The sequence below is a fragment of the Stenotrophomonas sp. 278 genome (assembly GCF_003935715.1).
Taxonomy (GTDB): Bacteria; Pseudomonadota; Gammaproteobacteria; order Xanthomonadales; family Xanthomonadaceae; genus Stenotrophomonas; species Stenotrophomonas maltophilia_AH.
The window spans coordinates 17,560-34,005 of sequence record NZ_RHPP01000032.1 but is presented as its reverse complement, the minus strand read 5'-3'; the positions used below and the strand labels follow the sequence as shown (position 1 = coordinate 34,005).

General features: G+C 65.4%; 12 protein-coding genes. 10 read left to right on the top strand and 2 right to left on the bottom strand.

Annotation, left to right across the window (positions count from 1 at the left end; translation table 11 throughout):
- Window positions 1-122: 122 nt before the first annotated feature.
- Window positions 123-2,216 carry a prolyl oligopeptidase family serine peptidase gene (locus EGJ34_RS07765; protein WP_125359926.1) on the top strand — a complete coding sequence of 698 codons (2,094 nt, stop codon included), beginning with the start codon at window positions 123-125 and terminating at the stop codon, window positions 2,214-2,216.
- Window positions 2,217-2,361: 145 nt separating this feature from the next.
- On the opposite strand, the gene EGJ34_RS07760 is transcribed toward EGJ34_RS07765, so the two are convergent.
- On the bottom strand, window positions 2,362-3,549 hold the full coding sequence (locus EGJ34_RS07760; protein WP_125359925.1) for a pyridoxal phosphate-dependent aminotransferase: 1,188 nt from the start codon (window positions 3,547-3,549) through the stop codon (window positions 2,362-2,364).
- A gap of 109 nt (window positions 3,550-3,658) precedes the next feature.
- Between EGJ34_RS07760 and EGJ34_RS07755 the strand changes: the two genes are divergently transcribed.
- The 7 genes from EGJ34_RS07755 to hslU all read left to right on the top strand — a co-directional run bounded on the left by EGJ34_RS07755 (window position 3,659) and on the right by hslU (window position 10,605).
- The gene (locus EGJ34_RS07755) at window positions 3,659-5,782 is read left to right on the top strand and encodes a S9 family peptidase (protein WP_125359924.1); all 2,124 of its coding nucleotides are present in this window, start codon (window positions 3,659-3,661) and stop codon (window positions 5,780-5,782) included.
- A 132-nt stretch (window positions 5,783-5,914) separates the two neighbouring features.
- Window positions 5,915-6,154, top strand: a complete 240-nt coding sequence (locus EGJ34_RS07750; RefSeq protein WP_125359923.1) for a lipoprotein — start codon at window positions 5,915-5,917, stop codon at window positions 6,152-6,154.
- On the top strand, window positions 6,147-6,998 hold the full coding sequence (gene dapF, locus EGJ34_RS07745; RefSeq protein WP_125359922.1) for a diaminopimelate epimerase: 852 nt from the start codon (window positions 6,147-6,149) through the stop codon (window positions 6,996-6,998). Before EGJ34_RS07750 ends, dapF begins: the two co-directional genes overlap by 8 nt.
- The gene (locus tag EGJ34_RS07740; protein ID WP_125359921.1) at window positions 6,995-7,672 is read left to right on the top strand and encodes a DUF484 family protein; all 678 of its coding nucleotides are present in this window, start codon (window positions 6,995-6,997) and stop codon (window positions 7,670-7,672) included. Before dapF ends, EGJ34_RS07740 begins: the two co-directional genes overlap by 4 nt.
- Before the next feature lie 23 nt (window positions 7,673-7,695).
- Window positions 7,696-8,586, top strand: a complete 891-nt coding sequence (gene xerC / locus EGJ34_RS07735; protein ID WP_125359920.1) for a tyrosine recombinase XerC — start codon at window positions 7,696-7,698, stop codon at window positions 8,584-8,586.
- A 91-nt stretch (window positions 8,587-8,677) separates the two neighbouring features.
- Window positions 8,678-9,229, top strand: a complete 552-nt coding sequence (hslV, locus tag EGJ34_RS07730) for an ATP-dependent protease subunit HslV (protein ID WP_125359919.1) — start codon at window positions 8,678-8,680, stop codon at window positions 9,227-9,229.
- Between the two features lie 2 nt (window positions 9,230-9,231).
- Entirely contained in the window at window positions 9,232-10,605 is a 1,374-nt protein-coding gene (hslU, locus tag EGJ34_RS07725) for an ATP-dependent protease ATPase subunit HslU (protein ID WP_125359918.1), read from the top strand.
- Between the two features lie 608 nt (window positions 10,606-11,213).
- On the opposite strand, the gene EGJ34_RS07720 is transcribed toward hslU, so the two are convergent.
- A complete protein-coding gene (locus EGJ34_RS07720; protein ID WP_312023021.1) occupies window positions 11,214-11,855 on the bottom strand; it encodes a TetR family transcriptional regulator in 642 nt (213 codons plus the stop codon).
- A 261-nt stretch (window positions 11,856-12,116) separates the two neighbouring features.
- Between EGJ34_RS07720 and smeD the strand changes: the two genes are divergently transcribed.
- A complete protein-coding gene (gene smeD, locus EGJ34_RS07715; RefSeq protein ID WP_125359916.1) occupies window positions 12,117-13,286 on the top strand; it encodes a multidrug efflux RND transporter periplasmic adaptor subunit SmeD in 1,170 nt (389 codons plus the stop codon).
- 12 nt (window positions 13,287-13,298) lie between these two features.
- Window positions 13,299-16,433, top strand: a complete 3,135-nt coding sequence (smeE, locus tag EGJ34_RS07710; protein ID WP_125359915.1) for a multidrug efflux RND transporter permease subunit SmeE — start codon at window positions 13,299-13,301, stop codon at window positions 16,431-16,433.
- Window positions 16,434-16,446: the final 13 nt, after the last annotated feature.

Below are 16,446 nucleotides of genomic sequence, written 5' to 3'. Positions count from 1 at the left end.
GGGCCCGCAGGCCCGTCGCCGCGGGCGGGTGCCGGTTCGACGGACCCGCCCTGACCTTCGACAGGGGGGAGCCAGCCAGGCGGTGTGATAGCGTCGGTGAGATATGACCGCCTGGAGCTGCAATGTCCCGATTCGCTTCCGCCTGCCTGGTGGCAGGTCTGATGTCCGCTGGCGCGGCAGGTACCGCCATGGCCGCTGATACCCTGGCCGACCCCTACGCCTGGCTGGAAGACGTCACCGGCGACAGGTCGCTGGACTGGGTGAAGCAGCAGAATGCCAAGTCCGAGGCGCGGCTGGCCCAGACCCCCGCGTTCAAGCAGATGGAAGCCAGCATCCGCGAGGTGCTCGATTCGGACGCCAAGATTCCCGGCGTGCAGAAGATCGGTGACCATTACTACAACTTCTGGAAGGACAAGCAGCATGAGCGCGGCCTGTGGCGGCGCACTACGCTTGACGAGTACCGCAAGCCGGCCCCGAAGTGGGAAACCGTGCTGGACCTGGACGCGCTGAACAAGGCGGAAAACGAAAACTGGGTGTGGCACGGGGCGGAGTGCCTGCGCCCGGACTACAGCCGCTGCCTGATCGCGCTCTCGCGCGGCGGCGCGGATGCCGACGTGACCCGTGAGTTCGACCTGACCAGCAAGACCTGGATCAAGGACGGCTTCTTCCGTCCCGAATCCAAGGGCGGGCTGGGCTGGATTGATCGCGACACGGTGTTCGTCTACACCGATTTCGGCGATGGCAGCATGACCACCTCCGGTTACCCGCGCGTCGCCAGGCTGTGGAAGCGCGGCACGCCGATGAGCAGTGCCAGCATGGTGTACGAGGGCAAGGCCGATGACATGTACATCGCGGCCCTGCACGATGACACCCCGGGGTACGAGCGCAATCTGGTCAGTCGTACCCTGGCCTTCTACAACAACGAACTGTACCTGCGCGCCGACGATGGCACGCTCACGAAGATCGATGCCCCGAACTCGGCAGAAAAGGGGCTGCGCAAGCAGTGGCTCACCCTGGAGCTGCGTGAGCCGTGGACCGTGGGGGGCAAGACCTACAGCGCCGGCTCGCTGCTGATCACCAAGCTGGACGATTTCATTGCCGGCAAGCGCGACTTCGAGGTGCTGTTCGCTCCTACCGACACTACCTCGCTGGCCGGTTCCAGCTGGACGAAGAACCACCTGGTGCTGAACGTGCTGGAAGACGTCAAGAGCCGCCTGCAGGTGCTCACCCCGACCGCCACCGGCTGGGAAAAGAGCGACTTTGTCGGTGCGCCGTCATTCGGTACCGTCGCCGTGGCGGCGGTGGACGCCGACGAAAGCGATGCGTTGTGGATGACCGTCACTGACTACCTGACGCCGACCACGCTGGCGCTGGCCGAGATCGGCAAGCAGCCGGAAGTACTCAAGACCATGCCGGCGTTCTTCGATGCCGAAGGCAAGGTGATTGAACAGCACTTCGCCACCAGCAAGGACGGCACCCGCGTGCCTTACTTCGTGGTGCATGCCAAGGACATGAAGCGGGATGGCTCCAACCCAACCCTGCTGTACGGCTACGGTGGCTTTGAGATCTCGCTGACCCCTTCGTACTCCGGCGGCATGGGCCGCGCCTGGCTGGAAAAGGGTGGCGTGTACGTGGTTGCCAACATCCGAGGCGGTGGCGAGTACGGTCCGCGCTGGCACCAGGCGGCGCTCAAACAGAACCGCCACAAGGCCTATGAAGACATGGCCGCGGTCGCCCGCGATCTGGTCACCCGGAACATCACCTCGCCGAAGCATCTCGGGGTGCAGGGCGGCAGCAACGGCGGCCTGCTGACCGGCAACATGCTCACCCAGTACCCGGAGCTGTTCGGTGCGGTGGTGATCCAGGTGCCGCTGCTGGACATGAAGCGCTACAGCCACCTGCTGGCCGGTGCCTCGTGGATGGCCGAGTACGGGAACCCGGACACGGCGGATTGGTCCTACATCCAGACTTTCTCGCCGTACCACCTGTTTGACCCGAACAAGCCCTACCCGCCGGTGCTGTTCACCACCTCGACCCGCGACGACCGCGTCCACCCGGGCCACGCCCGCAAGATGGCGGCGAAGATGATCGAGGCGGACAAGGATGTGACCTACTACGAGAACATCGAAGGCGGTCACGGCGGCGCGGCCAACAATGCGCAGGCCGCGCACATGTCGGCGCTGGCATACAGCTTCCTGTGGGAACGTCTGAAGTAAACCCGCGTGCCGACCCATGGTCGGCACCTGCCGGCGGGTAGCCACCGACCGTTGGTCGGTGGACATCTCCGGGTGGTGGGGCGTTACGTTGGCTCCACCCCGTTTTGAACGCCGCGCAGCGATGCGCGGCGTTTTTTTCGGCGCGTTACTTCCCCCAGCGCTCCAGCCCGCGGCGGATCCGCGCCACCGCTTCCTGCAGCCGGGGAATCTCCTGCGTGTACGCCAGCCGCACATGCTGATTCGCGCGGTAATGCCCGAAATCCAGCCCCGGCGTGAACGCCACATGTTCGGTTTCCAGGAAGTGCGCGCAGAAGGCCTGCGCATCGTCGGTGAACGCACTCACATCGCAATACAGATAGAACGCGCCCTCCGGTTCGACCTCGATCCGGAAGCCCAGTTCGCGCAGCGCAGGCAGCAGGTAATCGCGCCGCGCCTGGAATGCATGCCGACGCTGTTCGAAGATCACCATCGTCTCCGGCTCGAAACACGCCAGTGCGGCGTGCTGGGCGATGCTGGAGGCGCTGATGTACAGGTTCTGCGCCAGTTTCTCCAACTCCGGTACCGCCTGCGGAGGAGCCACCAGCCAGCCCAGGCGCCAGCCGGTCATGCCGAAGTACTTGGAGAAGCTGTTGAGCACGAACGCCTCGTCGTCCACCTGCAGCACGCTCGGTGCGTCCATGCCATAAGTGAGGCCGTGGTAGATCTCGTCCACCACCAGATGCCCACCACGCGCCTTCAGTGCCGACGACAGCGCTGCAAGCTGTGCGGTATCCAGCACCGTGCCAGTTGGGTTGGCCGGCGACGCCACCAGCGCGCCGACGCTGGCTGCATTCCAGTGCGCCTCCACCAGTTCCGGGGTCAGCTGATAGGCGGTCTGCGGGTCCACCGGCACCAGCTGCGCCGCGCCTTCCACCAAACGCAGAAAGTGCCGGTTGCACGGATAGCCCGGGTCCGCCAGCAACCAGTGCTGGTCCGGGTCCACCAGCAGGCTGCTGGCCAGCAGCAGGGCCCCCGAACCGCCGGGGGTGACCAGAATCCGTTCCGGGTCCATATCCACGTTGTAGCGCTGCCCGTAGAACCCGGCGATCGCCGCACGCAATGTCGGCAAGCCGCGCGCAGCAGTGTAGCGGGTATGCCCGGCGGCGAGCGCGGCCTGTCCGGCGCGCACGATCGGCTCTGCCGTGGTGAAGTCAGGCTCGCCGATCTCCAGATGGATCACATCGTGGCCAGCCTGCTCCAGCGCCTGCGCGCGGGCCAGCAGGGACATGACATGGAACGGGGCGATGTCGCGGCTGCGTCGGCTGTAGCCTGCCGGGGGCAATGAGGTACTCATGGCGGTGATGATAGGCGCTGGCGATGGCAGCGGCTTGCTCCGCGCTGTCCGTGCAACCACACTCACGGGACAGGGATGCCATTGCAATCACCCGAAAGGACCCAATCTTGTGAAACCTGCCCTCTGCTTACTGGTAGCCAGTCTGATGACCTCCACCGCGAACGCTGCCCCCGTGCTGACCCCACCCGACGCCGAGAAGCGCCCGCACACGGTGAAGGCTCCGTTCGGTGCCACCCGCAGCGATGACTATTACTGGCTGCGCGACGACAAGCGCGAAGACAAGGCCATGCTGGCCTATCTGAATGCGGAGAACGCCTACACCGACCAGGTGATGGCCCCGCTGAAGCCGCTGGAAGACACGCTTTACAAGGAAATCGTCGCCCGCATCAAGCAGGACGATTCCAGCGTGCCGGCGCGTGATCGCGGCTACTGGTACTACACGCGTTTTGAGACCGGCAAGGACTATCCGATCCAGGCGCGCCGCAAGGGCAGCATGGACGCACCGGAAGAGATTCTGCTGGACGTCAACCAGATGGCCGAAGGCAAGAACTACTTCAATGTTGGCGACGCCGACGTCAGCCAGGACAACCACCTGCTGGCCTGGGCCGAGGACGACGTCGGCCGCCGCCAGTACGTGATCCGCTTCAAGGACCTGCGTACCGGCGAAGTGCTGCCCGACCGTATCGAGAGTGTCTCGCCCAACGTGGTCTGGGCCGATGACAACCGTACCCTGTTCTATGTCGAAAACGACCCGGAAACCCTGCTGACCGTGCGGGTGAAGAAGCACGTGCTCGGCACGCCGTCCAGCAGCGACGTGCTGGTGTACGAGGAGAAGGACGACAGCTTCTACATGGGCATCGGCCGCACCCGCGACGACCGCTTCCTGACCATCGAGCTGGACAGCACGGTCAGCTCGGAAACCCGCTACGCCCCGGCGGCCGACCCGCAGACCTTCAAGGTGCTTGCGCCGCGTGCGCGCGATGTGGAATACAGCGCCGACCACTTCGCTGGCCGCTGGGTGATCCGCACCAACGATGCCGGTGCGAAGAACTTCAAGGTGGTGACCGCACCCACCGACAGCACCGCCCGCAGCCAGTGGACCGACTGGGTCGCGCACGATGAAAGCGTGCTGGTCGAAGGCTTTGAACTGTTCGACACCTTCAGCGCCATTGCCGAACGCTCCAATGGCCTGGAGCGGATCAAGCTGCTGTTTGCCGACGGTCGCCAGGAGTACGTGAAGGCCGACGAGCCGGCGTACTCGATGGGAATCGCGGCCAACCCCGAGCCGGACAGCGTGTGGCTGCGCTATGCCTATGATTCGATGACCACCCCGACCACCACCTATGAGCTCAACACCGCCACCGGCGAGCGTCGCCAGCTCAAGCAGCAGCCGGTGCTGGGTTACGACCCGTCGCAGTACACTACCGAACGCGTATGGGTGACCGCGCGCGACGGCGCGAAAGTGCCGGTGTCGCTGGTGTACCGCAATGGCTTCAGGAAGGACGGCACCGCAGCCCTGTACCAGTACGCGTACGGCAGCTATGGCATGTCGATGGACCCGGGCTTCAGTTCCACCGTGGTCAGCCTGCTCGACCGCGGCGTGGTGTACGCCATCGCGCACATCCGCGGCGGTGAGGAAATGGGCCGTGCGTGGTACGAGAACGGCAAGCTGCTGCACAAGCAGAACACCTTCAACGATTTCGTCGACGTCACCCGTGAGCTGGTGCGCCAGGGCTACGCGGCCAAAGACCGTGTCGCCGCGTCCGGCGGCAGTGCCGGCGGCCTGCTGATGGGCGCGGTGGCCAACCAGGCTCCGCAGGACTACCGGGTGATGGTGGCGCAGGTGCCGTTCGTGGACGTGGTCACGACCATGCTTGATGCCAGCATCCCGCTCACCACCAACGAGTACGACGAGTGGGGCAACCCGGAGCAGCGTGAGTACTACGACTACATGCTGAAGTACTCGCCGTACGACAATGTCACCCGCCAGGCCTACCCGGCGATGTTCGTCGGCACCGGTCTGTGGGATTCACAGGTGCAGTACTGGGAGCCGGCCAAGTGGGTGGCCAGGCTGCGCGATGACAACACCGGCACGCATCCCATCGTGTTCCGCACCAACATGGAAGCTGGGCATGGCGGCAAGTCCGGGCGCTTCCAGCGTTATCACGAACTGGCCGAGGCGTATGCGTTCGTACTGGACCAGCTGGGCGTGTCCGGGCCTGCGGCCGACTGACGGTAGCGCCGCCCGTTGGCCGGCCCTCATGGTCCTTCAGGAACCCCTTGGGCCGGCCAACGGCCGGCGCTACCGGCTGCGCGTTCATGCAATCGGCACACCGCTCCGGCGGCCCCTCGCTATACTCGGGACATGAGCATCCCCCATCCCAGAATCCTTCTGATCCCGCTGGCAGCACTTGCGCTGCTGTCCCTTTCCGCCTGCGGCAACAAGGGCCCGCTGGTCATGCCGCAGAAGCCGGTTCCGGTGGAAGAGCAGGCTGTGGAGCCGGTTGAAGACACGGTGCCCGCCGACACCGATGCCACCGACGACCCGCCCGTGGTGCCGGACCCGGTCGAACCGCAGCTGGATGACGATGACGGTGATGAGTAAGTCCGCTTCTTCCGCACTGCGCTTTTCCAAGATGCACGGTGCCGGCAACGATTTCGTGGTGCTGGACCTTCGCGACGGCACCCCGGCACCGACTCCGGCGCTGGCCGCCCAGCTGGCCAACCGGCATACCGGGGTCGGCTGCGACCAGATCCTCACCATCGAACCGCCGCGCGAAACCGGCTCGGTGGCGGCCTACCGCATATGGAACTCCGACGGCTCGCAGTCCGAACAGTGCGGCAATGGCGCGCGCTGCGTGGCTGCGTGGCTGGTCCGCGACGGTGCCCCCGAGGGCAGCACCTTCAACATCGACAGCCCGCTGGCCACCCACGCCATCGAGCGGGTCGGCGATGACCAGTACGCTGTTGCCATGGGCGTGCCGCGCTTTGAGCCTGACAAGGTGCCGCTGCTGGGCTTCGCCCGCGCACGCGAGGAATACCTGCTGCCGCTGCAGGGCGACCAGGTACGCTTTGGCGCGGTGTCGATGGGCAACCCGCACGCCGTGGTGGAAGTGGGCCTGATCGATGCGGCTCCGGTCGAACGTCTCGGGCCGCTGCTGCAGCAGCACGCCAGCTTCCCGCAGTCGGTCAATGTCGGCTTCGTGCAGGTGCTGGACCCGCAGCATGCGCGCCTGCGCGTGTACGAGCGCGGGGTCGGCGAAACCCTGGCCTGTGGCAGCGGTGCCTGTGCGGCCGCGGTGGTGATGATGCAGCGCGGCCGCCTGCAGCGCGACGCGGTGATGTCGCTGCCCGGCGGGGACCTGCGCCTGCGCTGGCCGGCAGATGATGCCCCGGTGGTCATGTCGGGCCCGGCTGCATTCGTCTTTGAAGGGGAGTGGATCGCATGACTGACACGGCCGAGAAGATCGGTGCGCATGAAGTAGCCTCGTGGCTGCGCCGGCACCCGACCTTCCTCAAGCAGTTCCCGGATCTGGCCCTGACCCTGGTGGTACCGCGCGACGACGGTCCCACCGCGTCCCTGGCCAGTTACCAGCTGGAAGTGCTGCGCGACAAGAACCGTGAATTGTCGCGTCGCCTGGCCGACCTGGCCAGCAACGCGCAGGTCAATGAGCGGCTGGCGGTGCGCACGCATCAGCTGACGCTCGCGCTGATGAAACAGCGCACCGCTGCCGACACGCTTCGCGCAATGGCGGCGTCGCTGGAAGAAGACTTTGCCGGTGATCTGGTGCGATTGGTCGTGCTGCGCCCCGTGGAGGGTCTGGAGCAGGCTCCATGGCTGCAGGTGCTGCCGGACGACAGTCCGAAACTGGCCGCGTTCCGTGACTGCCTGAAAGATGGTGAGCCGATCTGCGGGCGTCTGCATCCGGAAAAGAACGCACTGCTGTACGGCGAGCGCGTCGACGAAGTGCAGTCCAGCGCGCTGCTGCCGCTGCCGGGCGTGGGCCTGATCGCTGTCGGCAGCCATGACGGCAACCGTTTCTATCCCGGCATGGGCACGCTGTTTCTGCGCATGATGGGCGAGGCGCTGACCGTGGCGCTGTCGCGCTTCGACCCGGCCTGAGCCCGGGTCCAGTCGCAGCAGCCATGAGCGCGGTGCAGGAATTCCTCGGGTATCTGCAGGTGGAGCGCCGCGCGTCGGCGCACACCCTGGATGCGTACCGCCGCGATCTGTCCGCGGTGGAGGCATGGGCCGGTACGCAGGGAGTTGCCGCTGACGCCCTGGATGCCGGGCAGCTGCGTCAGTTCATCGCCGCCGAGCATCGCCGAGGGCTGGCACCGAAGTCGCTGCAGCGGCGCCTGTCAGCGTGCCGCAGCTTCTATGCGTGGCTGCTGAAGCATCACCGCATTGCGGTCAGTCCGGCGGCCACCCTGAAGGCACCCAAGGCACCGCGCAAGCTGCCCCAGGTGCTGGATGCAGATGAAGCCGTGCAGCTGGTGGAGCTGCCCACCGATGCGCCTCTCGGGCTGCGCGACCGTGCCCTGCTCGAACTCTTCTATTCTTCCGGGCTGCGCCTGAGCGAGCTGTGCGCGCTGGCGTGGCGTGACCTTGACTTCGCCACCGGTCTGGTCAACGTGCTGGGCAAAGGCAACCGGCAGCGCCGCGTACCGTTCGGCCGCCATGCGCGCGAGGCGTTGCTGGGCTGGCGAGCCGAAAGTGGCGCTGGCGAGGCACAGCCGGTATTTCCGGGTCGGAAAGGCGGCCCGATCACCCAGCGGGCGGTGCAGATCCGCATCCGTCAGCTGGCGCAGCGCCAAGGGCTGTTCAAACACGTCCACCCGCACATGCTGCGGCACAGTTTCGCCAGCCATATCCTGGAATCATCAGGTGACCTGCGCGGCGTACAGGAGCTGCTGGGGCATGCCGACATCGCCACGACCCAGATCTACACGCACCTGGATTTCCAGCATCTGGCCAAGGTCTATGACGCCGCGCACCCGCGCGCCAAGCGGCGCAGCGGTGGTGGGCAAAGCTGAACCGATCCTCTGCGCTGTTCAGCCGCAGGGCGGGGTGGGTTGAAGCGTTCGGCAACGACCCCACCTCAGTTTTTGTCACCCCGGAGGCTCCATGGATCCCAGTCAGAACCCCACCGTTTTCCACGCCACCACCATCGTCTGCGTCCGTCGCGGCGAGCACGTGGCCATCGCCGGTGACGGCCAGGTCACGCTGGGCCACACCGTCATGAAGGGTAACGCCCGCAAAGTGCGCCGCCTTGGCCGCGACGGCCAGGTGCTGGCCGGTTTCGCCGGTGCCGCTGCCGACGCGTTCACCCTGTTCGAATTGTTTGAAGCCAAGCTGGAGAAGCATGGCCAGCTGACCCGTGCCGCAGTGGAGCTGGCCAAGGACTGGCGCACCGAGCGCCGCCTGGGCAAGCTCGAAGCGCTGCTCGCCGTGGCCGACAGGGAGACTTCGCTGATCATCAGCGGCACCGGTGATGTGATCGAGCCGGAAGACGGCATCATCGCGATCGGGTCCGGCGGTTCGTACGCCTTGTCGGCAGCCCGTGCCCTGGTGGCGCATACCGAACTGGACGCACGCACGATTGCCAGCGAGGCGATCAACATCGCGGGCGACATCTGTATCTATACCAACCGCAACGTTGTCGTTGAGGAGCTTTGAGCATGCCGCATTCCCATGATTCCTCCTCGTCGACCATGACCCCGCGCGAGATCGTGCAGGAGCTGGACCGTCACATCGTTGGCCAGCACGACGCCAAGCGCGCGGTGGCGATCGCGCTGCGCAACCGCTGGCGCCGCATGCAGTTGCCGACAGAGCTGCGCAACGAAGTGATGCCGAAGAACATCCTGATGATCGGTCCGACCGGCGTGGGCAAGACCGAAATCGCCCGTCGCCTGGCCACGCTGGCCAACGCGCCCTTCGTGAAGGTTGAAGCGACCCGCTTCACTGAAGTGGGTTACGTGGGCAAGGACGTGGAGCAGATCATCCGTGACCTCGCCGACACCGCCGTGAAGCTGTACCGCGAGCAGGCCAAGGTACGCGTGCGCACCCAGGCCGAAGAGCGCGCCGAAGACCGCATCATCGATGCGCTGTTGCCGCGCCGCAGCGGTGGCATCGGCTTCGATCCTGAGGCGGCACGCAACGAGCCGTCGTCGCAGGACAACGAGACCCGCATCAAGTTCCGCCGCATGCTGCGCAATGGTGAACTGGACGAGCGTGAGATCGAGCTGGACCTGGCCGCCAATGTGAGCATGGACATCATGACCCCGCCGGGCATGGAGGAAATGGGCCAGCAGCTGCGTCAGATGTTCTCCAACCTGGGAGGCGGCAAGGCGCAGAAGCGCACGCTGACGATCAAGGCGGCGCGCCCGTTGCTGGTGGAAGAAGAAGCCGGCAAGCTGGTCAATGAGGACGACATCCGCACCGCAGCTATTGAAGCCTGCGAGCAGCATGGCATCGTGTTCATCGACGAAATCGACAAGGTGGCCAAGCGTGGTGACAATGTCGGTGGCGGTGACGTCTCGCGCGAAGGCGTGCAGCGCGACCTGCTGCCGCTGGTGGAGGGCTCGAACGTGTCGACCAAGTACGGCACCATCAAGACCGACCACATCCTGTTCATCGCATCGGGCGCGTTCCATCTGGCCAAGCCCAGCGATCTGATTCCGGAACTGCAGGGTCGTTTCCCGATCCGCGTCGAACTGGGCGCTTTGAGCAAGCAGGATTTCGTGCGCATCCTGACCGAGCCGAAGGCGGCGCTGACCAAGCAGTACGAAGCATTGCTGCAGACCGAAGGCGTGTCGGTGAACTTCACGACCGACGCAGTGGACCGTCTGGCCGAGATTGCCTTCCAGGTGAACGAGCGCCAGGAAAACATCGGTGCGCGCCGCCTGCATACGGTGCTGGAGCGCCTGCTCGATTCACTGAGCTACGAGGCCCCGGACCGCGACGGCGAAACCATCGCCATTGATGCGGCTTACGTGGACAAGCATCTGGGCGAGCTGGTGAAGGACCCGGACCTGAGCCGGTACATTCTGTAATCTGCAGGCATTGCATGGACTACGTGGAGCCGGGCTATGCCCGGCTTCATGCTTTTTGGCGAACAGCCGGTGATCATCGGTTTCCGTGTTTGGGCATGCCGGGGTGGGTTTGCGGGACACGCCGTGAATCCATCCATGGAGGCTACTCGGACGCCATCCATGGCGCCGAGTGTCCCGCAAACCCACCCCGGCACGCCCCAGACAGTCGGCCGGTGGCCACGGAAGATCAAAACCCATTCGCACGATCCGATTGCACGGGGTCCGGTGGGATCGGTCGTAGGACGATGGCCGTGAAACGGGCAACATCCGGTAGCGCATGACAATGGATCGGGGCCGCCGTTGATTTTGATCTTCGATGGCCACCGACCCACTGTCGATGGCGGCGCGGGGTGGGCTGGAGGGGGCACGAGCCGCATGGATGCGGCGATGAGCTTACATGGACGTATTCACAGCGTCCCCCGGAACGCCCATCCCGCGCCGCCAATCCGGAGATGCCGTGAACCGAGGGCTGTTCGCCCAAAACCAACCGTAGCCGGTCACAGCCCGGCGACGCGCAGTGATCGCAATCGCAGCGAGCGGGAGGAGGGAGCGAGCAGGAGAGGAGGGCGTTACGCCTCGTCTTCAGTCGGCAAGGCTTCCGGCGGCGAACCCGGTACGAACACGCCCGGCAGCACGAATGCGCCGAAGATCGCGTCGAGCGTCTCGGTGCCGTCGCGCTGCAGGTCGAACAGTTCCGGTTCCAGCATCGCGCTGTACAGCACGCCAGTCAGGCTGGTGCTGATGATGCGCGCCACCGTGTCCACGTCCGCGTTCGGGCGGAGCTGGCCCAGATCCCGCGCACGCTGCATCGCCGCTGCGATGATCCCCAGCTCTTCACGCGAAGCCTCGCGCTGCAGCTCCTGCATCGCCTGGCTCTCCACCGACAGGTCATTGCGCAGCATGATCTCCATCATGTTGCGCAGGCGCTCGTCTTCGGACACCTCGCGCAGTGACACCAGCAGCGCCGAGCGCAGATCCAGTACCGGCGTGGTGCGCTTGGACGACGCCGTGCGCCGCAGTCGCTCGATGAAGGGGATGCGCTCGCGGTCGATCATCGCCGTCAGCACTTCCGTCTTGTTCTTGAAGTGCCAGTACACCGCGCCCCGGGTGTAACCCGCACGCTCGCCGATCATCGCCAGGCTGGTGCCGGCGACCCCGAACTCATGGAAACAGGCCTGGGCCGCGTCGAGGATGCCCTCGCGGGTGGCCATGGCCTCTTCTTTGGTTTTTCTGGCCATTGCGCTGTGTGCACGTGCTGGATGAAACCGGCCTGAATTGTACCCGTTTACAAACAAACATGCATGTATGTATATTTACGCCCCACTGATCCTCGGTGAGGTCTGCCCGCAATCACGAGCGCGGGCCCGGCGAGCGATCTGACTCCTTTGCGGGTTCCGCTGTCGTTTTGGCGTGCACTGGCGCGTCGAGCCCAGACCGGCCCCTTCCTTTTCTGTTTGCTGCGAGCCCCCACCATGTCATCCACCCGTTATCGTTACCTTGCACTGTCCCTGGCGGTTGCCCTGAGTCTGTCCGCCTGTGGCGGCGGTGAGCAGGAAGGCCAACAGGGCGGTCCCGGCCAGGTCACCGTTGCCACGCTCAAGAGCGAGCAGGTCGGCCTGACCCGCGAACTGCCCGGGCGTACCAATGCGTTCCTGGTTGCCGAAGTGCGCCCCCAGGTCAGCGGCATCGTTGCCAAGCGGCTGTTCACCGAAGGCGGTCTGGTCAGCGCCGGCCAGCCCCTCTACCAGATCGATGACGCCAGCTACCGCGCCCAGGCCAACAGCGCCCGCGCGCAGCTGGTCCGCGCCGAAGCCACCGCCAATGCCGCCCGCCTGAGCGCCAAGCGCATCACCGAGCTCGCCAAGGTCGATGCGGTCAGCCAGCAGGATCTGGAAAATGCCGTCGCCACGCAGAAGCAGGCCGATGCCGATGTCGGGGCGGCCAAGGCGTCGCTGGATGCCGCCAACGTCACCCTTGGCTATGCCCGCATCACCGCACCCATCGCCGGCCGCATCGGCAAGTCCAGTGTCACCCAGGGCGCGCTGGTCAGCGCCGGGCAGGCCGACGCGCTGGCTACCGTGCAGCAGCTCGATCCGATCTACGTCGACCTCACCCAGTCCGCCGCCGAGCTGCTGGAACTGCGTCGGGAGCTGGCCGCCGGTCGCCTGAAGGACAACCAGACCCTGCCGGTCACCATCCTGCTTGAAGACGGCACCGAGTTCTCGCACAAAGGCACCCTCGAGTTCTCCGAAGTCAGCGTGGACCCGACCACGGGCAGCTACGCGCTGCGGGTGAAGGTGGACAACCCGGACCAGGTGTTGATGCCGGGCATGTACGTGCGTGCCGTGGTCGGCAGCGGCGTGCGCGAGAACGCGCTGCTGGTGCCGATGCAGGGCATCGCCCGCGATGCCAAGGGCGACACCACCGCCATGGTGGTCGGCAAGGACAACAAGGTGGAGGTCCGCCCGGTCAAGGTCAGCCGCGCGCTGGGTGACAAGTGGCTGGTCGAGGACGGCCTGCAGCCGGGCGACAAGGTCATCGTCGAGGGCCTGCAGAAGATCCAGCCGGGCATGCCCGTGCAGGCCACCGAAAAGGGCGCGGCCCCGGCTGCCCCGGCAGCCCCTGCCGCCGGCAAGCAGTAAGCGGAGACTTCCATGGCGCGTTTTTTCATTGATCGACCCATCTTCGCGTGGGTGATCGCGATCATCATCATGCTGGCCGGCGCGCTGGCGGTGGTGAAGCTGCCGATCTCGATGTACCCCGAAGTGGCTCCGCCCGCCGTTGAAATCAGCGCCACCTACCCGGGTGCGTCGGCCAAGGTGGTGGAAGACTCGGTGACCCAGATCATCGAACAGAACATGAAGGGCATCGATGGCCTGATCTACTTCTCGTCCAACAGCTCGGCCAACGGCATGGCCACCATCACCCTCACCTTCGAAGCCGGCACCAACCCGGACATCGCCCAGGTGCAGGTCCAGAACAAGCTGCAGCTGGCGATGCCGCTGCTGCCGCAGGAAGTACAGCGGCAGGGCATCAACGTGGCCAAGTCGAGCAGTGGCTTCCTGCAGGTGATCGGCTTCGTGTCCAACGACGGCAGCATGGACGCCAATGACATCGCCGACTACGTGGGCTCCAACATCGTCGACACGCTCAGCCGCGTGCCGGGCGTGGGCAACATCCAGGTGTTCGGTGGCAAGTACGCCATGCGCATCTGGCTGGACCCGAACAAGCTGCATGCCTACAAGCTTTCGGTGGATGAAGTAACCGCCGCCATCACCGCACAGAACGCGCAGGTGGCCATCGGCCAGCTGGGCGGTGCGCCGTCGGTGAAGGGTCAGCAGCTCAACGCCACCATCAATGCGCAGGACCGCCTGCAGACCCCCGAACAGTTCCGCAACATCCTGGTCCGCGGCGGCACTGATGGCAGCGAGCTGCGCCTGGGCGACGTCGCCCGGGTCGAGCTCGGCGCGGAAAGCTACGACTTCGTCACCCGTTACAACGGCAAGCCGTCGACTGGTATCGCCATCACCCTGGCCACCGGCGCGAATGCACTGGACACCGCCAACGGGGTGCGCGCCGCGCTGGACGACATGAAGGCCAACTTCCCGGCCGGGCTGGAAACCGTGGTGCCGTATGACACCACCCCGTTCGTGCAGGTCTCGATCAAAGGCGTGATCAAGACCCTGATCGAAGCGATCGTGCTGGTGTTCGTGGTGATGTACCTGTTCCTGCAGAACTTCCGCGCCACGCTGATTCCGACCATCGCCGTGCCGGTGGTGCTGCTGGGCACCTTCGGCGTACTGGCCGCGCTGGGCTTCTCGATCAACATGCTGACCATGTTCGCGATGGTGCTGGCCATCGGCCTGCTGGTGGACGATGCCATCGTGGTGGTGGAGAACGTCGAGCGCATCATGTCCGAGGAGGGGCTGTCGCCGCTCGAGGCGACCCGCAAGTCGATGAGCCAGATCACCGGCGCGCTGGTCGGTATCGGCCTGGTGCTGTCGGCCGTGTTCGTGCCGATGGCCTTCATGACCGGCTCCACCGGCGTCATCTACCGGCAGTTCTCGGCCACGATCGTATCGGCCATGGCGCTGTCGGTGCTGGTCGCCATCGTGCTGACCCCGGCGCTGTGCGCCACCATGCTCAAGCCGCTGAAGAAGGGCGAGCATCACACCGCACACAAGGGCTGGGCGGGCCGCTTCTTCAACGGTTTCAACCGCGGCTTTGACCGTTCCAGCGAAACCTACCAGCGCGGCGTGAAGGGCATCCTGGCCCGTCCGGGCCGCTTCATGGCGGTGTTCGCCGCGCTGGCACTGGTGATGGGCCTGCTGTTCGCACGCCTGCCCAGCTCGTTCCTGCCCAATGAAGACCAGGGCATCCTGATGGCGCTGGTGCAGACCCCGGTCGGTGCCACCCAGGAGCGCACGCTGGAAGCGATGAGCAAGCTGGAAGATCACTTCCTGCAGAATGAAACCGAAGCGGTGGAGTCGATCTTCGCGGTGCAGGGCTTCAGCTTCGCCGGCATGGGCCAGAACGCCGGCATGGCCTTCGTCAAGCTCAAGGACTGGAAGGACCGCGACGCCGACCAGGGCGTGGGCCCGATCACCGGTCGCGCCATGGCCGCGCTGGGCGGGATCAAGGACGCCTTCATCTTCGCCTTCCCGCCGCCGGCGATGCCGGAACTGGGTATCGGTTCGGGTTACACCTTCTTCCTGAAAGACACCAGCGGCCAGGGTCACGAGGCGCTGTTGAACGCGCGAAACCAGCTGCTCGGTGCCGCCGGCCAGAGCAAACTGCTGGCCAATGTGCGTCCGAACGGCCAGGAGGACACCCCGCAGCTGCGCATCGATGTGGACGTGGAAAAGGCCAATGCACTGGGCCTGTCGATCAGCTCGATCAACAACACCCTGGCCACCGCGTGGGGCAGCAGCTACATCGATGACTTCATCGACCGTGGCCGGGTCAAGCGCGTGTACGTGCAGTCCGATGCCGATTTCCGCATGAACCCGGACGACTTCAACGTGTGGTCGGTGAAGAACACGGCCGGCGAGATGGTGCCGTTCAGTGCCTTCGCTTCCAAGCGCTGGGACTACGGTTCGCCGCGTCTGGAACGCTACAACGGTGTGTCGGCGATGGAAATCCAGGGCGAGCCCGCGTCGGGCGTGGCCTCGGGCGATGCGATGAACGAGATCGAACGGATCGCCAAGGACCTGCCGCCGGGCTTCGAGATCGAATGGACCGCGCTCTCGTACCAGGAGCGCCAGGCCGGCTCGCAGACCCCGCTGCTCTACACCTTGTCGCTGCTGATCGTGTTCCTGTGCCTGGCCGCACTGTATGAAAGCTGGAGCGTGCCGACCTCGGTGCTGCTGGTGGCCCCGCTGGGTATTCTCGGCGCGGTGCTGGCCAACACCTTCCGCGGCATGGAGCGCGACATCTACTTCCAGGTGGCGATGCTGACCACGGTGGGCCTGACCAGCAAGAACGCGATCCTGATCGTCGAGTTCGCGAAAGAGAACCTGGAGAAGGGCGCGGGCCTGATCGAGGCGACGATGCACGCAGTACGCGACCGTCTGCGCCCGATCATCATGACCTCGCTGGCGTTTGGCCTGGGCGTGCTGCCGCTGGCGATCGCCTCGGGTGCCGGCTCCGGCGCGCAGCGTGCGATCGGTACCGGTGTGCTGGGTGGCATGGTGGTGGGCACGCTGCTGGGTGTGTTCTTCATCCCCTTGTTCTTCGTCGTGGTGCAGCGGCTTTTCAACAAGAAGCTGCGCAACGCCAAAGATGCCTGATTACGGTAGCGCC

Bases quoted from the DNA above. Each gene is read 5' to 3' on its own strand.
- EGJ34_RS07740 (WP_125359921.1), top strand. From the start codon at position 6,995: ATGACTGACACGGCCGAGAAGATCGGTGCGCATGAAGTAGCCTCGTGG.
- smeE (WP_125359915.1), top strand. From the start codon at position 13,299: ATGGCGCGTTTTTTCATTGATCGACCCATCTTCGCGTGGGTGATCGCG.
- hslU (WP_125359918.1), top strand. From the start codon at position 9,232: ATGCCGCATTCCCATGATTCCTCCTCGTCGACCATGACCCCGCGCGAG.
- xerC (WP_125359920.1), top strand. From the start codon at position 7,696: ATGAGCGCGGTGCAGGAATTCCTCGGGTATCTGCAGGTGGAGCGCCGC.
- smeD (WP_125359916.1), top strand. From the start codon at position 12,117: ATGTCATCCACCCGTTATCGTTACCTTGCACTGTCCCTGGCGGTTGCC.
- EGJ34_RS07765 (WP_125359926.1), top strand. From the start codon at position 123: ATGTCCCGATTCGCTTCCGCCTGCCTGGTGGCAGGTCTGATGTCCGCT.
- dapF (WP_125359922.1), top strand. From the start codon at position 6,147: ATGAGTAAGTCCGCTTCTTCCGCACTGCGCTTTTCCAAGATGCACGGT.
- hslV (WP_125359919.1), top strand. From the start codon at position 8,678: ATGGATCCCAGTCAGAACCCCACCGTTTTCCACGCCACCACCATCGTC.
- EGJ34_RS07720 (WP_312023021.1), bottom strand. From the start codon at position 11,855: ATGGCCACCCGCGAGGGCATCCTCGACGCGGCCCAGGCCTGTTTCCAT.
- EGJ34_RS07760 (WP_125359925.1), bottom strand. From the start codon at position 3,549: ATGAGTACCTCATTGCCCCCGGCAGGCTACAGCCGACGCAGCCGCGAC.
- EGJ34_RS07750 (WP_125359923.1), top strand. From the start codon at position 5,915: ATGAGCATCCCCCATCCCAGAATCCTTCTGATCCCGCTGGCAGCACTT.